This window comes from Sphingosinicella sp. (genome assembly GCF_041916975.1).
GTDB lineage: Bacteria > Pseudomonadota > Alphaproteobacteria > Sphingomonadales > Sphingomonadaceae > Sphingosinicella.
The window spans coordinates 793,356-808,928 of record NZ_JAYRYK010000001.1 but is presented as its reverse complement, the minus strand read 5'-3'; the positions used below and the strand labels follow the sequence as shown (position 1 = coordinate 808,928).

General features: G+C 57.2%; 12 protein-coding genes. 6 read left to right on the top strand and 6 right to left on the bottom strand.

Features of this window, described 5'->3' with window-relative positions; translation table 11 throughout:
* Positions 1-279 precede the first annotated feature (279 nt).
* Positions 280-3,069, bottom strand: a complete 2,790-nt coding sequence (locus ACE3TJ_RS03785; protein ID WP_374593997.1) for a TonB-dependent receptor domain-containing protein — start codon at positions 3,067-3,069, stop codon at positions 280-282.
* 271 nt (positions 3,070-3,340) lie between these two features.
* Positions 3,341-3,940, bottom strand: a complete 600-nt coding sequence (locus tag ACE3TJ_RS03780; RefSeq protein WP_374593995.1) for a TetR/AcrR family transcriptional regulator — start codon at positions 3,938-3,940, stop codon at positions 3,341-3,343.
* 125 nt (positions 3,941-4,065) lie between these two features.
* Between ACE3TJ_RS03780 and ACE3TJ_RS03775 the strand changes: the two genes are divergently transcribed.
* From ACE3TJ_RS03775 to ACE3TJ_RS03765, 3 genes are read left to right on the top strand one after another with little or no spacing between them, the layout of a single operon-like run.
* Complete coding sequence (locus tag ACE3TJ_RS03775; protein ID WP_374593993.1) at positions 4,066-4,896, top strand: alpha/beta fold hydrolase; 831 nt, start codon at positions 4,066-4,068, stop codon at positions 4,894-4,896.
* A gap of 1 nt (position 4,897) precedes the next feature.
* Positions 4,898-5,803, top strand: a complete 906-nt coding sequence (locus ACE3TJ_RS03770; RefSeq protein ID WP_374593991.1) for a VOC family protein — start codon at positions 4,898-4,900, stop codon at positions 5,801-5,803.
* Complete coding sequence (locus tag ACE3TJ_RS03765) at positions 5,793-6,740, top strand: NAD(P)H-dependent flavin oxidoreductase (protein ID WP_374593989.1); 948 nt, start codon at positions 5,793-5,795, stop codon at positions 6,738-6,740. Before ACE3TJ_RS03770 ends, ACE3TJ_RS03765 begins: the two co-directional genes overlap by 11 nt.
* 10 nt (positions 6,741-6,750) lie before the next feature.
* Here the strand turns inward: ACE3TJ_RS03765 and ACE3TJ_RS03760 are convergent, their stop codons facing one another.
* From ACE3TJ_RS03760 to ACE3TJ_RS03750, 3 genes are read right to left on the bottom strand one after another with little or no spacing between them, the layout of a single operon-like run.
* Positions 6,751-7,524: an SDR family oxidoreductase gene (locus ACE3TJ_RS03760; RefSeq protein ID WP_374593987.1), complete on the bottom strand. Its 774-nt coding sequence runs from the start codon at positions 7,522-7,524 to the stop codon at positions 6,751-6,753.
* A complete protein-coding gene (locus ACE3TJ_RS03755) occupies positions 7,524-8,141 on the bottom strand; it encodes a 3-phenylpropionate/cinnamic acid dioxygenase subunit beta (protein WP_374593985.1) in 618 nt (205 codons plus the stop codon). The genes ACE3TJ_RS03760 and ACE3TJ_RS03755 overlap by 1 nt, the downstream gene beginning before the upstream one ends.
* Positions 8,138-9,442, bottom strand: coding sequence for an aromatic ring-hydroxylating dioxygenase subunit alpha (locus tag ACE3TJ_RS03750; protein WP_374593983.1), 1,305 nt, complete (start codon positions 9,440-9,442; stop codon positions 8,138-8,140). Before ACE3TJ_RS03750 ends, ACE3TJ_RS03755 begins: the two co-directional genes overlap by 4 nt.
* Before the next feature lie 171 nt (positions 9,443-9,613).
* On the opposite strand from ACE3TJ_RS03750, the gene ACE3TJ_RS03745 reads away from it, so the two are divergent.
* A complete protein-coding gene (locus tag ACE3TJ_RS03745; RefSeq protein WP_374593981.1) occupies positions 9,614-11,386 on the top strand; it encodes an AMP-binding protein in 1,773 nt (590 codons plus the stop codon).
* A 361-nt stretch (positions 11,387-11,747) separates the two neighbouring features.
* The gene (locus ACE3TJ_RS03740) at positions 11,748-12,440 is read left to right on the top strand and encodes a GntR family transcriptional regulator (protein ID WP_374599297.1); all 693 of its coding nucleotides are present in this window, start codon (positions 11,748-11,750) and stop codon (positions 12,438-12,440) included.
* Positions 12,441-12,487: 47 nt separating this feature from the next.
* Here ACE3TJ_RS03740 and ACE3TJ_RS03735 read toward each other — a convergent pair whose 3' ends face one another.
* Complete coding sequence (locus ACE3TJ_RS03735) at positions 12,488-14,341, bottom strand: serine hydrolase domain-containing protein (RefSeq protein WP_374593979.1); 1,854 nt, start codon at positions 14,339-14,341, stop codon at positions 12,488-12,490.
* A gap of 434 nt (positions 14,342-14,775) precedes the next feature.
* Here ACE3TJ_RS03735 and ACE3TJ_RS03730 point away from each other — a divergent pair, with 434 nt between their 5' ends.
* A complete protein-coding gene (locus tag ACE3TJ_RS03730; RefSeq protein WP_374593977.1) occupies positions 14,776-15,537 on the top strand; it encodes a hypothetical protein in 762 nt (253 codons plus the stop codon).
* Positions 15,538-15,573: the final 36 nt, after the last annotated feature.

Sequence of the window (15,573 nt, the reverse complement as noted above, 5' to 3'; positions counted from 1 at the left end):
ATGGTATCATATGGTAAGTATTGCACCATTGACGACGCGGTCGGCCAGGTCCAGCTGGAAGTCGAGTATCGGGAGTGAACGCCGCTTCCCGACAAGGCTTGTGTTCGTTGGTTTGGGATAATCCTTAAAGATCTTCCGCCGATGACGTCGAGCGGGCTCTTGCTGGGGGCCAGTCAGGAATGCGCCCACAGAGATTTCATCTGGCCGTAGGATTTCTCACTTCGGCCAGACGAGCCCCAACTATCTTAGTGTATGTTGATCCATTGTGTCGCATCAAATTTAGAACTGAAATCGCACGCCGATATTGTAGGTGCGGCCGATCGTATCATATAGTGCGCGCGTCGTGCCGTAGCCGCCGACACCCGTAATCGGCGGATCTTTGTCGAGAAGATTCTGCACCGCCGCAAATAGGACTACCGAATTCTCTCCCTTCTCGACGATCGAGTGTTCAGCCGAGATGTCGAAATACAGGCGACCTTTTGCGCGCAAGACATCCAGGTCCTTCGAGGTGAATCCGGGTTCTATTCTCCCGCCACCAATGTAGCGCCCCGTTAGGCTGAAGCGATATGAATCCGCTATGTAGCTTGCGCTAGCGTTGAAACGCCAACGTGGATTGCCGCCGAGAGCTGCGACTGTTGGCTGATTAACAGCATCATGCAGTTCACTTGTTGTGGTGCCGTTGTCGATCAAAGCCTTGTCGATATAGCTTGCGAGTGCACGGACGTTGATCTGAGATTCCCCAACGGGAAAGCTATAGGTTGTTTCGAAATCCAGACCGCGTACCAAAACACGCTGAAGGTTGACGGGGCCATTCAGAACATTTGTTATTCGGCCGTCGACGCCGCGGGTGATGAGCGAGCAAAGCTGCGGCGCCGTAGTATAGCATTGGTCGACGATAGCAGCAGGCGTCAGCGATATGATCGCGTCCTTCATCCTGATATCGTAATAGTCGATGGAAAGTTTGAATCCGGGAACGAATTCAGGTGTCAGAACGATGCCGGCAGTTAATGTGTCGGCCTTTTCAGGTACGAGACCAGGGTTACCAGTGTTGGCAGCGAGAACCGAGTAGCTTTCGCCGCCGAAGGCTGGATCCTGCACGGCTAGCGAACTCGTCGAGCCCGCTGCGAACAATTCCTCCAGGCCCGGTGCGCGAATGTCACGCGAGCGCGTGGCGCGAAGGCGAATGCTATCACTGACTGCATAGCTGAGACCCGCCTTCCAAGTCTCTACTGTACCCGAGGTGCTGTAGTCGGTGATGCGGCCTGCAAGATTGAGGCTGAGATCCTCCGCCCAGCTTTCTTTTGATGCGAGGGGTATCAGGACCTCGCCAAAGACTTCCTTGACCGTGACTTTTCCGGTGTATGGAATAGTGCCGCCGTTCCGAAAGCCTTGTACTGCTGAAATGGCATCCGAGGTCGTCAGGACCTTCCAGTTTCGGTATTCAGCGCCTACGGCAACGCCAACGGGGCCGGCCCAAGTGGAGAAGGGCTCGCCGCGCACTGTGCCCGCGATAACATGCTGCTTGATATCCCATCTGCGAAGGGATGTTCCGTTCACATAATTCGCAGCAGCGTCGGTGACATTGCCTTCACCAATCAAATTGATGGGTACGCAACCGTTGGTTGGGTCGCTGAGCGTAGAACGACAGGCAATTGCCCCCGTCGCGGGGTTCGTTACTGCATCGAGGGCTAGCGCGAATTTCGCGTTAATGCGCGAATTTTCCGAACGTGCCAGATTGTCAGTTTTGCCGTAACTGTAATAGGCATTCCACGTCCAGGATTTGCCAAAGCTTCCTTCGCCCCCTGCTACAGCCTGCAGCGTATCTATATCGAGGTTAAGCTTCACGCGTGCATAGTCATTCGAGCTACGGCCCATAACAAAGCTCGGAATGCCTTCAGCGACCATCACATCACGGATAGAGTCCGGCAAGAAGGGGTTGTCCGCCTTTATCGTGAGTTGCTCGATCTGCGAAAGGCCGAGGTATCGAGATTGTATCTTGGCATAGTTCATCTCGGCAAAAAGCGTCAGATAATCGCTAGCCTCGAATGTCAGACGTCCAAAGGCCGTGTATCGCTCCGAAGGAACTGAACCGACATTGTCCGCCGTAAGGTTGACACCGTCGCCGCCGACCATTGATGAACTGGTGGCGAGTGTGCCATATCTAAAAGGAATAGCTGATCCATCGGGCGCGAACTGGATGCCACGCAGGCGTCCCGGAGAGTTGATGACACCGCCGTAGCTGGCGTTCGCCGCCTTCGCGCCCATGACGATAAGGTTGCGAGGCTCGTCGTTCGTTGAAGTCGATGCAGGATTTGGAATGCGTGCGGGGTTGTCACCCCAATCGCGATCGCTGATAAAATCAATGCCGCTGTTCTCCGCCGCTTCAACGGCAACCGTGACCCGGACCCTATTGTCGGCGAGGCTTGTGCCGAAAGCCATCGAGGCGAGGTAGTTGCGATAATCGTTGTGGTCCGTGATGCCGCCCTGGAGTTTGCCTTTGAAGCCTTGAAACTCGTCGTCAATGAGAAAATTGACGACTCCTGCGACGGCATCGGATCCATAGGCTGCCGAAGCACCGCCTGTAACGACATCCACTCCACGAATCAGTGTCTGGGGAATTGAGCTGACGTTGACGCCCCCGTTGGGTGTATTCGGCGCATAGCGTCGACCGTCGATCAATATCTGCGTTCTAAGGTAGCCGAGACCGCGAAGGTCGATGTAGTTTCCGGCGCCCAAACTGCTGAGATTGCCTGTGCTTGCCGGCGTCAGCGACGGACGGACGGAAGGAAACTGGTTGATCGCATTTGCGATGTCGGGTGCTGCAATACGCAAGAGATCCTCAGTGCCAATCGCAGTGACTGGTGTCGGCGCATCGAAGCCGCTCCGAGTGATCAGCGAGCCGGTGATGACGATTTCTTCATCGGCCGCCCTTTCTGTGGCGGGCGCTTGGGCGAATGCGGGCGTGCCGACACAGATAAGTGTGGCCGCAGTTGCAAATAGCTTGCTCTTTCCTCGGAAAATCGAGCGTCCGCTTGTGTTGGATTGAAATGTTCCCGAGCCCATCCCCATTCTTGCCTCCTCTATGCCAAACGCGGCCGTGACGAATTTCTTTAAAATATGTGATATAAAATATAAAATAATGCGAGTGACTGCGAGCGCTCAATGCTGTGCTGTCCTATAGCCGGAAGCTATGGATGCAAAATGGAGGTCCGCGAAGGGAGTCCTAGGTTCTCAAGTGAAGCGGGACATCCGTGCCCGCCTGCCCTGGAGGCGCCTGCGCGCAATTACCCAGTTGGCTGGTGTTGATGAGGGCCTGAAACGACGGCGCGCAATTCTTTTCTTAAGCCTGGGCTGCCGTTGAGGTGAGCAGAAGGGTCTCGCAGCGTTCGATCATTTCGGCTTGGTCGTCGATAAGCGACACCGCGACCCGCATATAGGCATAAGCAAGGACAGCGCGGCTCTCGGCCTCTTTCACAGCGAATCCGGCTTCCGCGAAGAGCTTCGAAATATATCGCAGGCGCAGCTTGTCTATTTCGGCGAGCGTGTCTCTCGCAACCATGTCAGTGCGGCCCCACAATCGGATGGAAAGCTCCACATCGGCGCCTCGTTTCGACCTTCCACCGCGAAACGGAAGGTGGAGCAGGGTCCGCAGGCGCTCTTGGGGAGGTTCCTCACCGCTTTCGATGCGATTGATGATGTCCAGCGTAGCGCGGCGCCGCCAGTCGTCGAGCATGGCGCGCAGGAATCCCTGCCTGTCCTTGAAGTGCCAGTAGAAGCTGCCCTTGGTGACGCCGAGCCGTTTCGCGAGCACCTCGATACGGACGCCGTCGACCCCTTCCTCTGCGAGGAGGTCGAGTGCCCCCCGAACCCAGTCATTGGCGCCCAGGCGGGGGCTGTCCTTTGGCTTCGGACGCGATTTTGATGGCTTCATTGCGGTCATGCCGGCGTTTCTAGCCGATGACTGGTGACGGGTCACCTTTTCTCGCCGAACTTCCATACCATACGCTAACGTATTGACATTTTTTACCTAAGACGCAACTGTCGTCGAAAACAGGTAGAGGTGGCATGACGGAACATACATCTGCGGGAAAAGCTAAGGTAATAAGGGCTTTCGATACCGATACGAATTATCATGATGCTGGCAAAGGGCATCCAGTCATCCTTCTTCACGGTTCTGGACCGGGCGTTTCCGCATGGACAAACTGGAAGCGCATTCTTCCCGTACTCGGGGAGTATTTTCATGTGCTGGCGCCCGACATGGCCGGGTTCGGCTTTACCGAACGCAAGGCCGGGGCCGCCTACGACATCAAATACTGGGTAAAACACCTGCTGGGTTTCATGGACGCGCTCGGCATCGCAAAGGCGAGTCTCGTCGGCAACAGTTTCGGCGGCTCGCTTGCGCTTGCGGCCGCGGCGCGGTTCGGTGATCGCTTCGACCGGTTGGTGTTGATGGGGACGCCCTGCGACAGGTTCATGATGACGCCCGGCCTCCGGGTCGGATGGGACTATACGCCTTCGCGCGAGAACATGCGCGTCGCCATGAGCCATTTTCCTTTTGACCCTGCCTCTATCACCGATGAGCTCGTCGAGGACCGTTACCAGACCAGCCTGATCCCTGGCGCACAGGAGGGGCTGCGCCAGCTGCTTGCAAAGCCGAACGAGGACGGAGACACACCGCTTTCGGGCATGCCCGAAGCCGTTGTGGCCACCATCGCGCAGCCAACGCTGGTCCTGCACGGGCGAGAGGATCGCGTAATCCCGGTCGAGATGGGCATAAAGCTCGCGCGCACCATACCGGACGCCGAGCTTCATATTTTCGGCAAGTGCGGCCACTGGGTTCAGTCGGAACGTCAGGCAGACTTTGTGGCGCTGACACTGCGGCATCTTGGGGGCTGATATGACTGCCGAAATCAAAGCGCTCGGGTATGTCGGGCTGGAGGTCTCCGATATGGACCGCTGGATGCATTTTGCTGGCGACCTGCTTGGTATCCCCGCGTCGCGGCGCGACGACGGTTCCGTCGATCTCAGACTCGATGCTTATTCATGTCGCATCCGTCTGATCGAAGGGGCTCGCGATGATCTGGCGTTCGCTGGCTGGGAGGTAAGCGATGCGCGTGCGCTCGAAGCCCTTGCCGTGCGCCTCATGGATGCCGGAATCGCGGCCGAACGGCCGGGACCGGAGGTGGCGAAAGATCGCCGCGTCCGCGACCTCATCCGTTTCAGCGATTCGGAAGGGACGGTACTGGAAGCGTTCTATGGTCCGCTTCAGCGTACCGACGCGCCACCTGTCAGCCCGTACGGTGTCCGGTTCAAGACGGGGCGTCAGGGGCTGGGTCATATTGTCCTTGCTTGCCGCGACAAGGCAAGAATGATGGACTTCTACACCGATGTGCTCGGCTTCCGGATTTCCGATCATATCGAGACCGAAGTGATCTCTGGCCGGCCGCTTTCGATCAGCTTCTTGCGCTGCAACGGGCGGCATCATTCGCTGGCGCTCGCGCCGGTGCCGATCCCGCGCAAGATTGTCCACCTGATGGTCGAGGCGGAGCAACTCGATGACGTGGGCCGCGCCATGTACCGTTGCCTCGAAAATGGCGTGCATTTGTCGTTCACACTTGGGCGTCATTCGAACGACGAGATGCTGTCCTTCTATCCGATGTCGCCGTCCGGATTCGATATCGAATATGGCTGGGGCGGTCTTGAGGTCGATGACGAGGGCTGGCACGTCGTGACGCACGCGACGAATTCCGCATGGGGCCATCATTTCCAGCGGCCGCCCAAAAAGAACGCCGATGCCGGGTGAGGTCGTAGAGGCGCTCGCTGCACGGATGCGTCTTCCGGTGATCGCTGCGCCCATGTTCCTCATTTCCGGACCCGATCTCGTGGTCGCTGCGGGCAAGGCCGGAATCCTGGGGGCATTTCCAGCGCCGAACGCGCGGACGATAGAAGATCTCGCGGCGTGGCTGCCGAGGATCACCAGTGAGCTTGATACAGCGGGACGGGCGGGCATGTGGGCGATCAACATGATCGTGCACCCGACGTATGAACGGTTCGATGCCGAACTTGATCTCATTTGCGAATATCGCCCGGGTGTCGTTATCACTGCACTTGGTTCGCCGAAACGACCGCTCGAGCGCGTCCACGCCTATGGTGGTGCTGTGTTTTCCGATGTCATAAATCCCGAACAGGCGCGCAAGGCCCTGGACGCCGGAGCGGACGGTCTCGTGCTCGTGGCAAGCGGGGCGGGTGGGCACACGGGTCAATACAGCGCCTTCGCGTTCGTGGAGGCGGTGCGCCGCTTTTGGGATGGGCCGCTGGTGCTCGGCGGTGCGATCGGAAGCGCGAAGGGAATCCGCGCGGCGCTCGATCTGGGTGCCGATTTCGCCTACATGGGCACGCGCTTCATCGCCTCCACCGAAAGCCTCGTCAGCGACGCCAATCGCGCCATGCTGATGCGTGCAGAAATGACGGATATCGTCACAACCACAGCCGTTACCGGGATACCCTCCAACTGGATGAAGGAAAGCCTCGACCGCGCCGGTATCACGCAAGAGATGCTGGATGTGAAGAGGCGCGTCGACTTCTCCAATCTCCACGGTGGCACGAAGGTGTGGAAGACGATCTGGGGTGCGGGACATTCCGTCGGGCAGACACGCGCCGTGCAATCCACCCGCGAGATCGTCGATGACCTCGTCGCGGACTATGCGGCGTTGCCAGCGTTGCCTGGCTGGCCACGCTGAACGGAAACGATCAGACGGAAATCGTCAGCCCGCCGTCTGAAAGCAGCATGGCGCCGGTCACGTAGCTGCTTTCGGTTTTGGACGCGAGCGTTACGTAGAGCCCGCAGTGCTCCTCGGGCTGCGAGATGCGGCCGAGCAGCATGTGATCTGCCATTGCCGACATGCGTACAGCGTCCAAGTTCATCGCGCGATCCTGCTGTCCGAACGCTGAAGGGCCGGAAAGGCCGGTGTTGGTTGCGCCCGGTGCGACCCCGTTCACGCGTACCGGCGCGAATTCCTTTGCAAGCTGCATCACCATTCCGCGCAGCGCAAATTTCGATGCTGTGTAGAGTGCGCCGCCGCCGCCAGCGCGAAAGCAGGCGTTGGATCCGGTGACGATCACGCTGCCGCCGGAGTCGCGCAAGCGCGGCAGGGCTGCGTGCGCGCCATAAAGTGCGCCGAGCAGGTTCACGCCGAATATCTCGTCGAAGCCCGCCTTCAACTCCCCGGGGGATTGTTTTTCCACGCGCTTGCTGAAATCCCAGAGGCCCGCGTTCGCGACATAGACATCGAGCCCGCCGAAACGTACCGCTGCGGTTTCCACGGCGCGATGGGCTGTTTCATAATCCGCGACGTCACCGATGATCACGGCGATGCCTTCTGCCTCCAACAGCTTGACATCGCGAGGATTCCGAACGACGCCGAGTACCTGCGCACCCTCTGCAGTGAAGCGCTGCGCTACGGCACGCCCGATGCCCGACCCTGCACCCGTGACGATCGCGCGCGTGCCCTCCAGCCGCCCCATCAGAAGAACACCGAGAGATTCTTGGTGAGCAGTACGGACTGGGATAGCAGAATCAGTCGACGGACAATCTGGAATGACGAGCCGTGTACGCAGATGAGATCGCGCCTGCGTCCAAAGAGCGTGGCTTCGTCGCGCTCCGAGCGATTGCGATGTTGTACGAAGACGGAGTGGACTTCAAACAGTCCGTCGTCTTCTGTCTTGAAAGCCTCTATATTGGAGACCACGTAGACATGCCGCGTTGGCGGATCTTCGGTCCATACCAGGCCGGAGGCGAGACGGCCGATGCGCACGGCGATATCGGCCTTGCAATCGTCGAATAACGCCATGCCCGCGGGGTCGATTTCGCTGCGGGCATCACGGCGGAATCGGTTTTCGCGCAGTGGCATCCAGTAGAAGAGATCGTCGGCGAGCAAATCGTACCATTCGGCGTAACGCTCGCTGTCGAGCAGCCGCGCCTCACGCAGATAGAAGCGTTCGATACGGTGCAGAAGCGTGTCCTCGACAGGCGCGCCATCGCCGCTGAGCGCGAGCAAGGATGCGGCTGCCTCCCGGGCTTCGGCGAAGGAAAGGCGTGGGTATACGGAATAATCGGCTTTGCGTTCGCCTGCCACATTCATTCCGCGGCCCTCCTGTCTTCGAAGGTTGGTGAAAGCGGGATGTCGGCCCAGCGTTCCGCGTCCATGAATTCAGCCCAGCGCGTATAGAAGGCGCGCTGATTAGCGTCCGAAAGCTGGCCTGCCGTTACCTCTCCGGGAAGCTCTGCATGGGTGCGGGTGCCTTCCGGCGCCATCTGGTAGCAGAGCTTCTGGTTGCGGGTGACGAAGCCCGCATTGGCGGATGTGGAATGCTCCCAGTTCTCGCCGTCGTCCATCTCGAGGAGGCCGGAAGGCGAGAAGGTTCGCATCGATCCGCGCCGAAAGCGGTCCTTGATTTCTTCAGGCATCGATTTTGGCACCAATGTCCACGCATGGATTTCGGTCCTAGTCGGCCCCTTCGGCTGAAAGGTGCGGAACGTGAAATAGCCCGGCAGGAACGAGAAGTTTGGAAACACGGTTGCGGACGCGACCGAGCCCCACATCGTCATGCGGAATTCGCCGAGCCGTGCGGCGATCGCCTCCTGGCGGGAACGCATGTAGCGCAGCAGGTCGCGGTCGCCCATTGTCGCGGCATTCCCAAGGAAACTGTCGTTGAATTCCCACCCGTGCCCGTTCACGGAGACCTGGTAGCTGCCTTCATTGCTGACAATGACGCCGCCGTGCCGACCGAGTGTGGGCTCGGAGCCCCCAAGGTGCGTCCAGAGTGCATGGTAGATGTCACCAACAAAATTGTCGGCTGGGAATTTCCAGTTACAGGCGATCACGGAGCGGGTTGCGCCGCCGGGCAAAAATTCGGTGCCGCTGTCGTCGGTATCAAGCACAGCGTCCAGATACCAGCGGAAGTCGCCGAGATAGGCGGCGAGCGTCGGAGCGTCTTCGGCGAAGGTCGCAAAAACGAGCCCCTTGTAGGTTTCCACGCGGGCTTGCTTCAGGCCCCAGTCCTCTGTCCGGAAACCGGGTGTGGCTTTGTAGAGCCCCATTTTCGGCATTTTCTTTAGTGCGCCGTCGAGGCCGAATGCCCAGCCGTGGTAGTTGCACGTGAACGTACGACTCTTGCCGCTGTCTGCAAAACAGACTCGGTTGCCGCGATGCGGGCAGCTGTTCAGGAATACATTGATCGCGCCGCTGTCCCCGCGCGCAACGATTACCGCATCCTCGCCCATATAGGTCGTGACGAATGCGCCGGGCTCGGCAAGCTGGCTTTCGTGAGCAACGAACAGCCATGCGCGCGCAAAAATGCGTTCGAGTTCACGTTCATAGATTTTCTGGTCCCAGAAAATACGCCGATCGACAGCGCCCGCCGGTTCCAGGAGTTGGGACATTCTCATTTTACACCTCATTCCGTACGGAAAGGTATGTATGGTGGGTGATTCTGTCTAGAGAAAACGTATAAAGTGCTAATTTGAATTAAGTTGTTTGATTGTCTTGACGTCAATACGGTATAGAATGTTATGCATTGCCGTAGACGGCGAGAGACCGTTTGCGGAGGTGCCATGTCGACCGTTTCGGGTGAGGGTGCATTTCCACCCGTCGAAGTGCATGTAGAGCGCGTGCGGGATGGGCTGATCCTGCGCAATGCGATCGCGTTGCGGGAGAGGGAGGAAACCCTGCCGGAACGACTTGCGTACTGGGCGGGCGTAGCGCCCGATCGCGTTTTTCTGTCCGAGGTCGTCGAAGGCGTGCGGAAGACGCTTACCTATGCGGAGGGCTTTGCGCAGGCGCGCGGCCGAGCTGCCTGCCTGCTCGCATACGGTCTTGATGCAGAACACCCGCTCATGATCGTCGCCGGCAACGGCATTGAACATGCGCTTTGGATGCTGGGTGCGACGCTTGCCGGAATTCCGGTTTCAATTGTCTCGCCGGCCTATGCGATGCCTGCAGCTGCACCTTATGCCAAGCTCGCTCATTTGGCTGCGCTCATGACGCCCGGACTGGTGCTGGCGGACGGGGTGTCCGCAGATGCGCTGCAGACACTTTCCGGTTTGCAAGTCGAGAGACTTGACGAATTCGCGCCGGCTTCGGAGTCGTTGCCAAACGGCATGTTGCCCCTCATAGACGGGGCTACCGTCGCAAAGCTGTTGTTCACGTCCGGTTCGACCGGCACGCCGAAAGCCGTGCCCAACACGCAACGCATGATGGTTTCGAACATGCAGGCGCTTGAGCGTGTGTGGCCCTTCCTCTCGGAGCGCCCACCCGTGCTTGTTGATTGGCTGCCGTGGAACCACACTTTCGGCGGCAATTGCTGTTTCAACATCGCGCTCTACTTCGGAGGGACGCTGCATATCGATCACGGGAAGCCGGTTCAGGCGCTGATCGGACGGACCGTGACGGCGCTGCGAACCATAGCGCCCACAGCCTATTTCAATGTTCCCGCTGGATATGCTGCGCTCTTGCCTTGGCTGGAGGAAGACGCTTCGCTGGCCGAGACTTTCTTTTCTCGTCTCGACATGCTGTTCAATGCGGCCGCGACACTTCCGGAATCGACCCGGTCAAGATTGGAAGCAGCGGCTCGACGCGCGATCGGCCGGGTGCCACCGATCCTGGGTGGCTGGGGATCGACTGAAACGGCTCCATTCTCGACCGTCATCTATTTCCCGACCAGCCATGCAGCCAATCTCGGCGTTCCGCTGCCAGGGACCGAGATCAAGATGGTCGATAGCGATGGACGTAAGGAGCTGCGCGTACGCGGCCCCAACGTCATGCCGGGTTACTGGCGCCAGCCGGACGCGAATACAGCCGCATTTGACGCGGACGGCTTTTATCGGATTGGTGATGCAGCCGTTTTCGCTGAAAATGGCAAGCCCGAGAGCGGCTTCGTTTTCGATGGGCGTATTGCGGAGAATTTCAAGCTCTCATCGGGAACGTGGGTGAATGTCTCTGCGCTTCGCCTTGCCGTGACTGCCGCGACGGATCCGGTCGTCGCCGACGTCGTGGTGGCGGGCGAGGGGCGGCCGGAAATTGGTATTCTTGTTTTCCCGAATCTGGAGGCGTGCCGCAAGCTTGCAGCCGACCCCGCCGGAGATGTGTCTGCAACGCTTTCAGATCCTGCCGTACAAGAGGTGCTGTATCGCGGGATCGCGCGCTATAACGCGTCGCAGGTGGGACCCAGCACGCAAGTGCGTTTCGTGCACGTGCTCCCAGACGCGCCGTCTGCCGAGGCCGGCGAAATTACAGACAAGGGTTATCTCAACCAGGGCACGGTGCTTCGTCATCGCGCAGAAGCGGTCGAAGTGCTGTTTCGGTCGGGGCATTTGCCTCTGTCCTGACCTCGGTGCCGGCTGGCCAGGGCTGTCGTTACCGGTGCGAAGCAGCGAAACGTCGAGGTCTTCAATCATCCGAAGGCCATAGGGTGACCGGAGCGCCGGGACATCGAGCGTCGAAATTCGCAGATGGATGTTGATTTGCAAAATGGCGTAAGGACAGGTTGTTCGCGACGCGCAATTTCTCGCTCAGAGCCATCGTTCGGCAAAAAAGGCGATCGAGGCACGGTCGTTTGGGGCGGTCTTGAAGAGACATTATATAAAATCTGTTAGGTTTTCAGTTGACACGCTACAAGAAGGTGAGCTTTGAGCTTGATTTGGCACGCTGTCTCCACAGGTGGTAACAAGGCTAGGATTTAACGTGAAGATGGAACCGGAGGGGTTGAGCCAGGTCAGGCACCTGACAAAGCGGGAGATGGCGTATCACGAGCTGCGCCGCGCGTTTTTCACGGGCAAGTTCGCACCCGCCAGTTCGGCGACGATCTCGCAGCTTGCCAGCCAGCTCAATCTTGGTTTGATGCCGGTGCGGGAGGCGATCCAGCAACTGGCTTATCAGGGCGCCTTCGAATTTCTGCCTAACAGGTCAATACGGGTTCCAGTACATGATCTGGATGAACTCGATAGTTTATTCAAGGCACGGTTGTTGTTGGAATGCTTTGCCACTGCCGAGGCGGCAAAGAACATAACAAAACCGATTATTACTGAGCTTCGTCAGCATTTGAAGACGATCGCAGAGCTTATCCAAAGCGATGATTTCGGACAGGTTCAGCTTTTCAACTATAATTTTCATTTTGAAATATATCGCCAGTGCAACAATCATTATATATTGGACGCGATTGAACGTTTGTGGCTGAGGGCTGGGCCCATGCACATTGCGATCTGGCGTGAACACGAAGGTGCGCGCCGCGAGGTTGAACGCACGCTGCCGTTGCACAAGGATTTGATCAACGCGCTGGCTAATAACGATTCTCTGGAATCAAAGAAAATAATGCGAAAAATGCTCGTCTATTCGAGAGAATGGTTTTTGTCGCATTACAGTATATTTGAAAATATTGAGTAATTTATAAATTGAAAATAATTCGATATTAAATGTAACGTTCTAAAATATTACAAAATTTTCCAGTATTTAGACCAGGAAATCAAAATCAACATTGCAAGCAGCGCAAGCCATTTAAACGCGTTGCGGAGATCGAACTGCCTTCCACCTGCGAACCATGAAAAAATGGCGGCCGGGATTGCTATAATTGTCATCGTGGCCGCCCATTTTATAACGGTGAGGCCCAAGAGCAGGTAGCTGGGGAAACCGAACGCATAGTTATCCGAATTCATTGGATAAAAATACCAGACACCGATGCCGGTGAGCCAAAGAATGCCAGCTGAAACCCCGGCAAGATTGTATATGTTTATCCTTGATTGGCGGACGGCCCCCGCAGTTTCCAGAACCAGGAAAACAAGAATGAAGCCGACGCAGACACAAAGGATGCCAAGCTGGAAGGCCTGCGTTTCATACCATGCCAGCTTTCTCAGCCCGCCTACGAATTCCTGAATATACTGTACCTCGCCGGCATCATTTAGGAGCACCTTCGCGTAGGCTTGGAAGTCCTTGCTATAAAACAACAGAGGGGCGACCTGTACAAAATGGACAGGCGGGATGATCAACTCGCCTCCCTTGATTTCTACACGAGTGTCGCCTTTGTGCAGGAACAGGAGCTTTTCCGGCGTTTCGGAGCTTGGCCTTAGCGACCGGTAATCCCCGGCAATATCGGTACGTAAAATTGGCAGACTTTGAGGGAGTTGCCGCAGTGCTTTCGTCGGAACCAATCGTTCCAGGAAATCTGCATAAAACCGCTCCACGTCGACGCCGCCGTTGAAACCATAGAAAATGCCATAACCGCGGGCCGGATCGAGGGCGAAGAAGCTGTTATAGCCTGGGTGGTTGCCTGCATGGAGCCAGTAGCGCAAGCCGTCGTGCACACTGGTGGCCAACCCAAGGCAAAAGCCAGGGAGGCCTTTGCCAAGCAATCTGCACTCACTCTTCATGAGTTCGAGCGTTTCTGGCTTGAGCAAGACGTTGTCGCGATAACGACCATTTCCGAGCATTGCCTTGACGAAATGGCTCATATCGACTGCATTCGTCATCAGGTCCCCGGCGGGACGCGTCAACGTATCCGGAATCCAGACTTCCGTGTATGCATTACCTTCAATCTCTGTGCCCCACGCCAGATCGTTGCTCTTGTCTTTGGTCAGTACGAATGTGCTGTTGTCCATTTCAAGCACATCAAGAATGTGACGTTGAACGTAGGTTTCATAACTAAGGCCGCTGACGGCTTCAATCAGATGCCCAAGCAGCATGTAGGCACGGTTGGTGTAGCCCATAACCTCTCCGGTAGGCCGTGCGAAGCGTACACCTCTGCGCTTGAAGACATCGGCGAGCGGAGCGTGGTCGTTTGGAGAACGTAGCGACATGCCGGCCCAATCTTCATCAAGGCCGCTCGTGTGCTGCAGAAGTTGTCTCACGGTAACAACTTTGCCGCCGTAGGGATTGTGTACGTGAAACGCCTTCAGGTAACGATTGATATCAGTATCCAGATCCAGTTTCTCACGCTCGTACAGCTGCAGAATGCCCACAGCGGTGAACATTTTTGTTAGCGATGCAATGCGAAGCAAATGCCTTTCCGGGTCCATTGGAGGGCGATTATGCGTTGGCGCTCCTGATACTCCGTAGCCCTTCGTATATACGTCGCCGTTGGCGAAAACGACCGCCACCTGAGCGCCGGGCGAAGCCATGGCAACAGGCTCTTGAGAGATAGTCTTCAGAAACAGATCGTCGATATCTCTGGAAGGTATGTCTCCTGATCCCAAGCCGGGCGGCGTGGCGCCAAGAGCAGCAGGCGTGAGAACGAAATTCAGCAGGAAAAGCAGCGTCGCGAGGATCGCAGAGGCCTTTGAGCCGTTCAGCATGATCGATATTTCATCCTATCAGACTCGCCATGGGGCGCCGTGGGGACACGAAGTGGCCCGCGCTCGCGGGGGGCTCAGGGTTGAAACCTGTCCGCTGTGCTATTCCACCTTCCACCCAACTCGGCTTTCATCCCAGCTCGTACACATTGCTGCAAGCATTTTATATAATATATCAGAAAAGTTCGACTGCAACATCGATTCGATACTCTCAAAGGGTCGCGGCCAGGGCTGGCATGAAACTTTCCCAAGTGCGCAGAGGCCCAGACGTAGAAGGCACCAGAAAGGCCAAATCCAACATTGCCAGTATAATTTATATTTTATATTCTTGAACGACATTCTGTGACGAATCGCAATCTTGCCACGCGCATCGCGATCCCGTTGGTCAGAGCGGCGGCGCTAGGGAATACAGGGAATTGGTTTTGAAAAGAGTGGAAATGGAACGCGACGGGGGGTGGCGACAGCATCGTCCCGCCAAATGGCGGAATCTGCCGGAACGCCAGGCTACTGCCGGGCATTCGATCGGCATCATATGCATTCCCGGTGTAAGTGCCCTGCTGCCCGGAAATATGCAAAACGCATCGACGTTTAGCTTCCCTGTTGAATACAAGGTCGTCAAAGACGTCTCGTTCGATCAGATCGCGTGTGGCGCCCCCGAAGCTACAGAGCCAATTGTCGAAGCAGCTCGTGAGCTGGTCGCAGGAGGTGCGCGTGCCGTCGTCGGAGCGTGCGGTTCGCTTGGTCACTACCAGCGCGCTGTCGCCGATGCGGTGCCAACGCCCGTCTTCATGTCTATCATGACACAGGTGCCGTTTATCCTTCAGGCTCTGGGTGTGCGGCAGAAACTTGCCATTCTGTTTGCGACCAAACGGGCCTTCACGCCCTTGTTGCGCGAGCAATGTGGGATACTGGAATCTGATCGCATCATTTCGATAGATTTGATGGGATGTCCGGAATTCGATGCCTTTGTCTCGCCCGGCGAGCTTTGCGATGGCGATGCGCTGCTGAAGGAGATGTTTTCACGCGTTGAAGCGCAGATCGATAACACGGTTGGCGCCTTGCTCCTGCAGTGCAGCGATCTTCCGCCCTTTGCGGCGGATCTGCAGCAGAATCTTGGTTTGCCGGTATTTGACATGAGCGGATTGGTGGAATGGTTGCACGCAAGCGTTGTCCGCCGTCCGTTTGCAGGTTTCCTCTAGCGCTGGTTTTTTCGACCTGCTCAGGGAATAGATGGG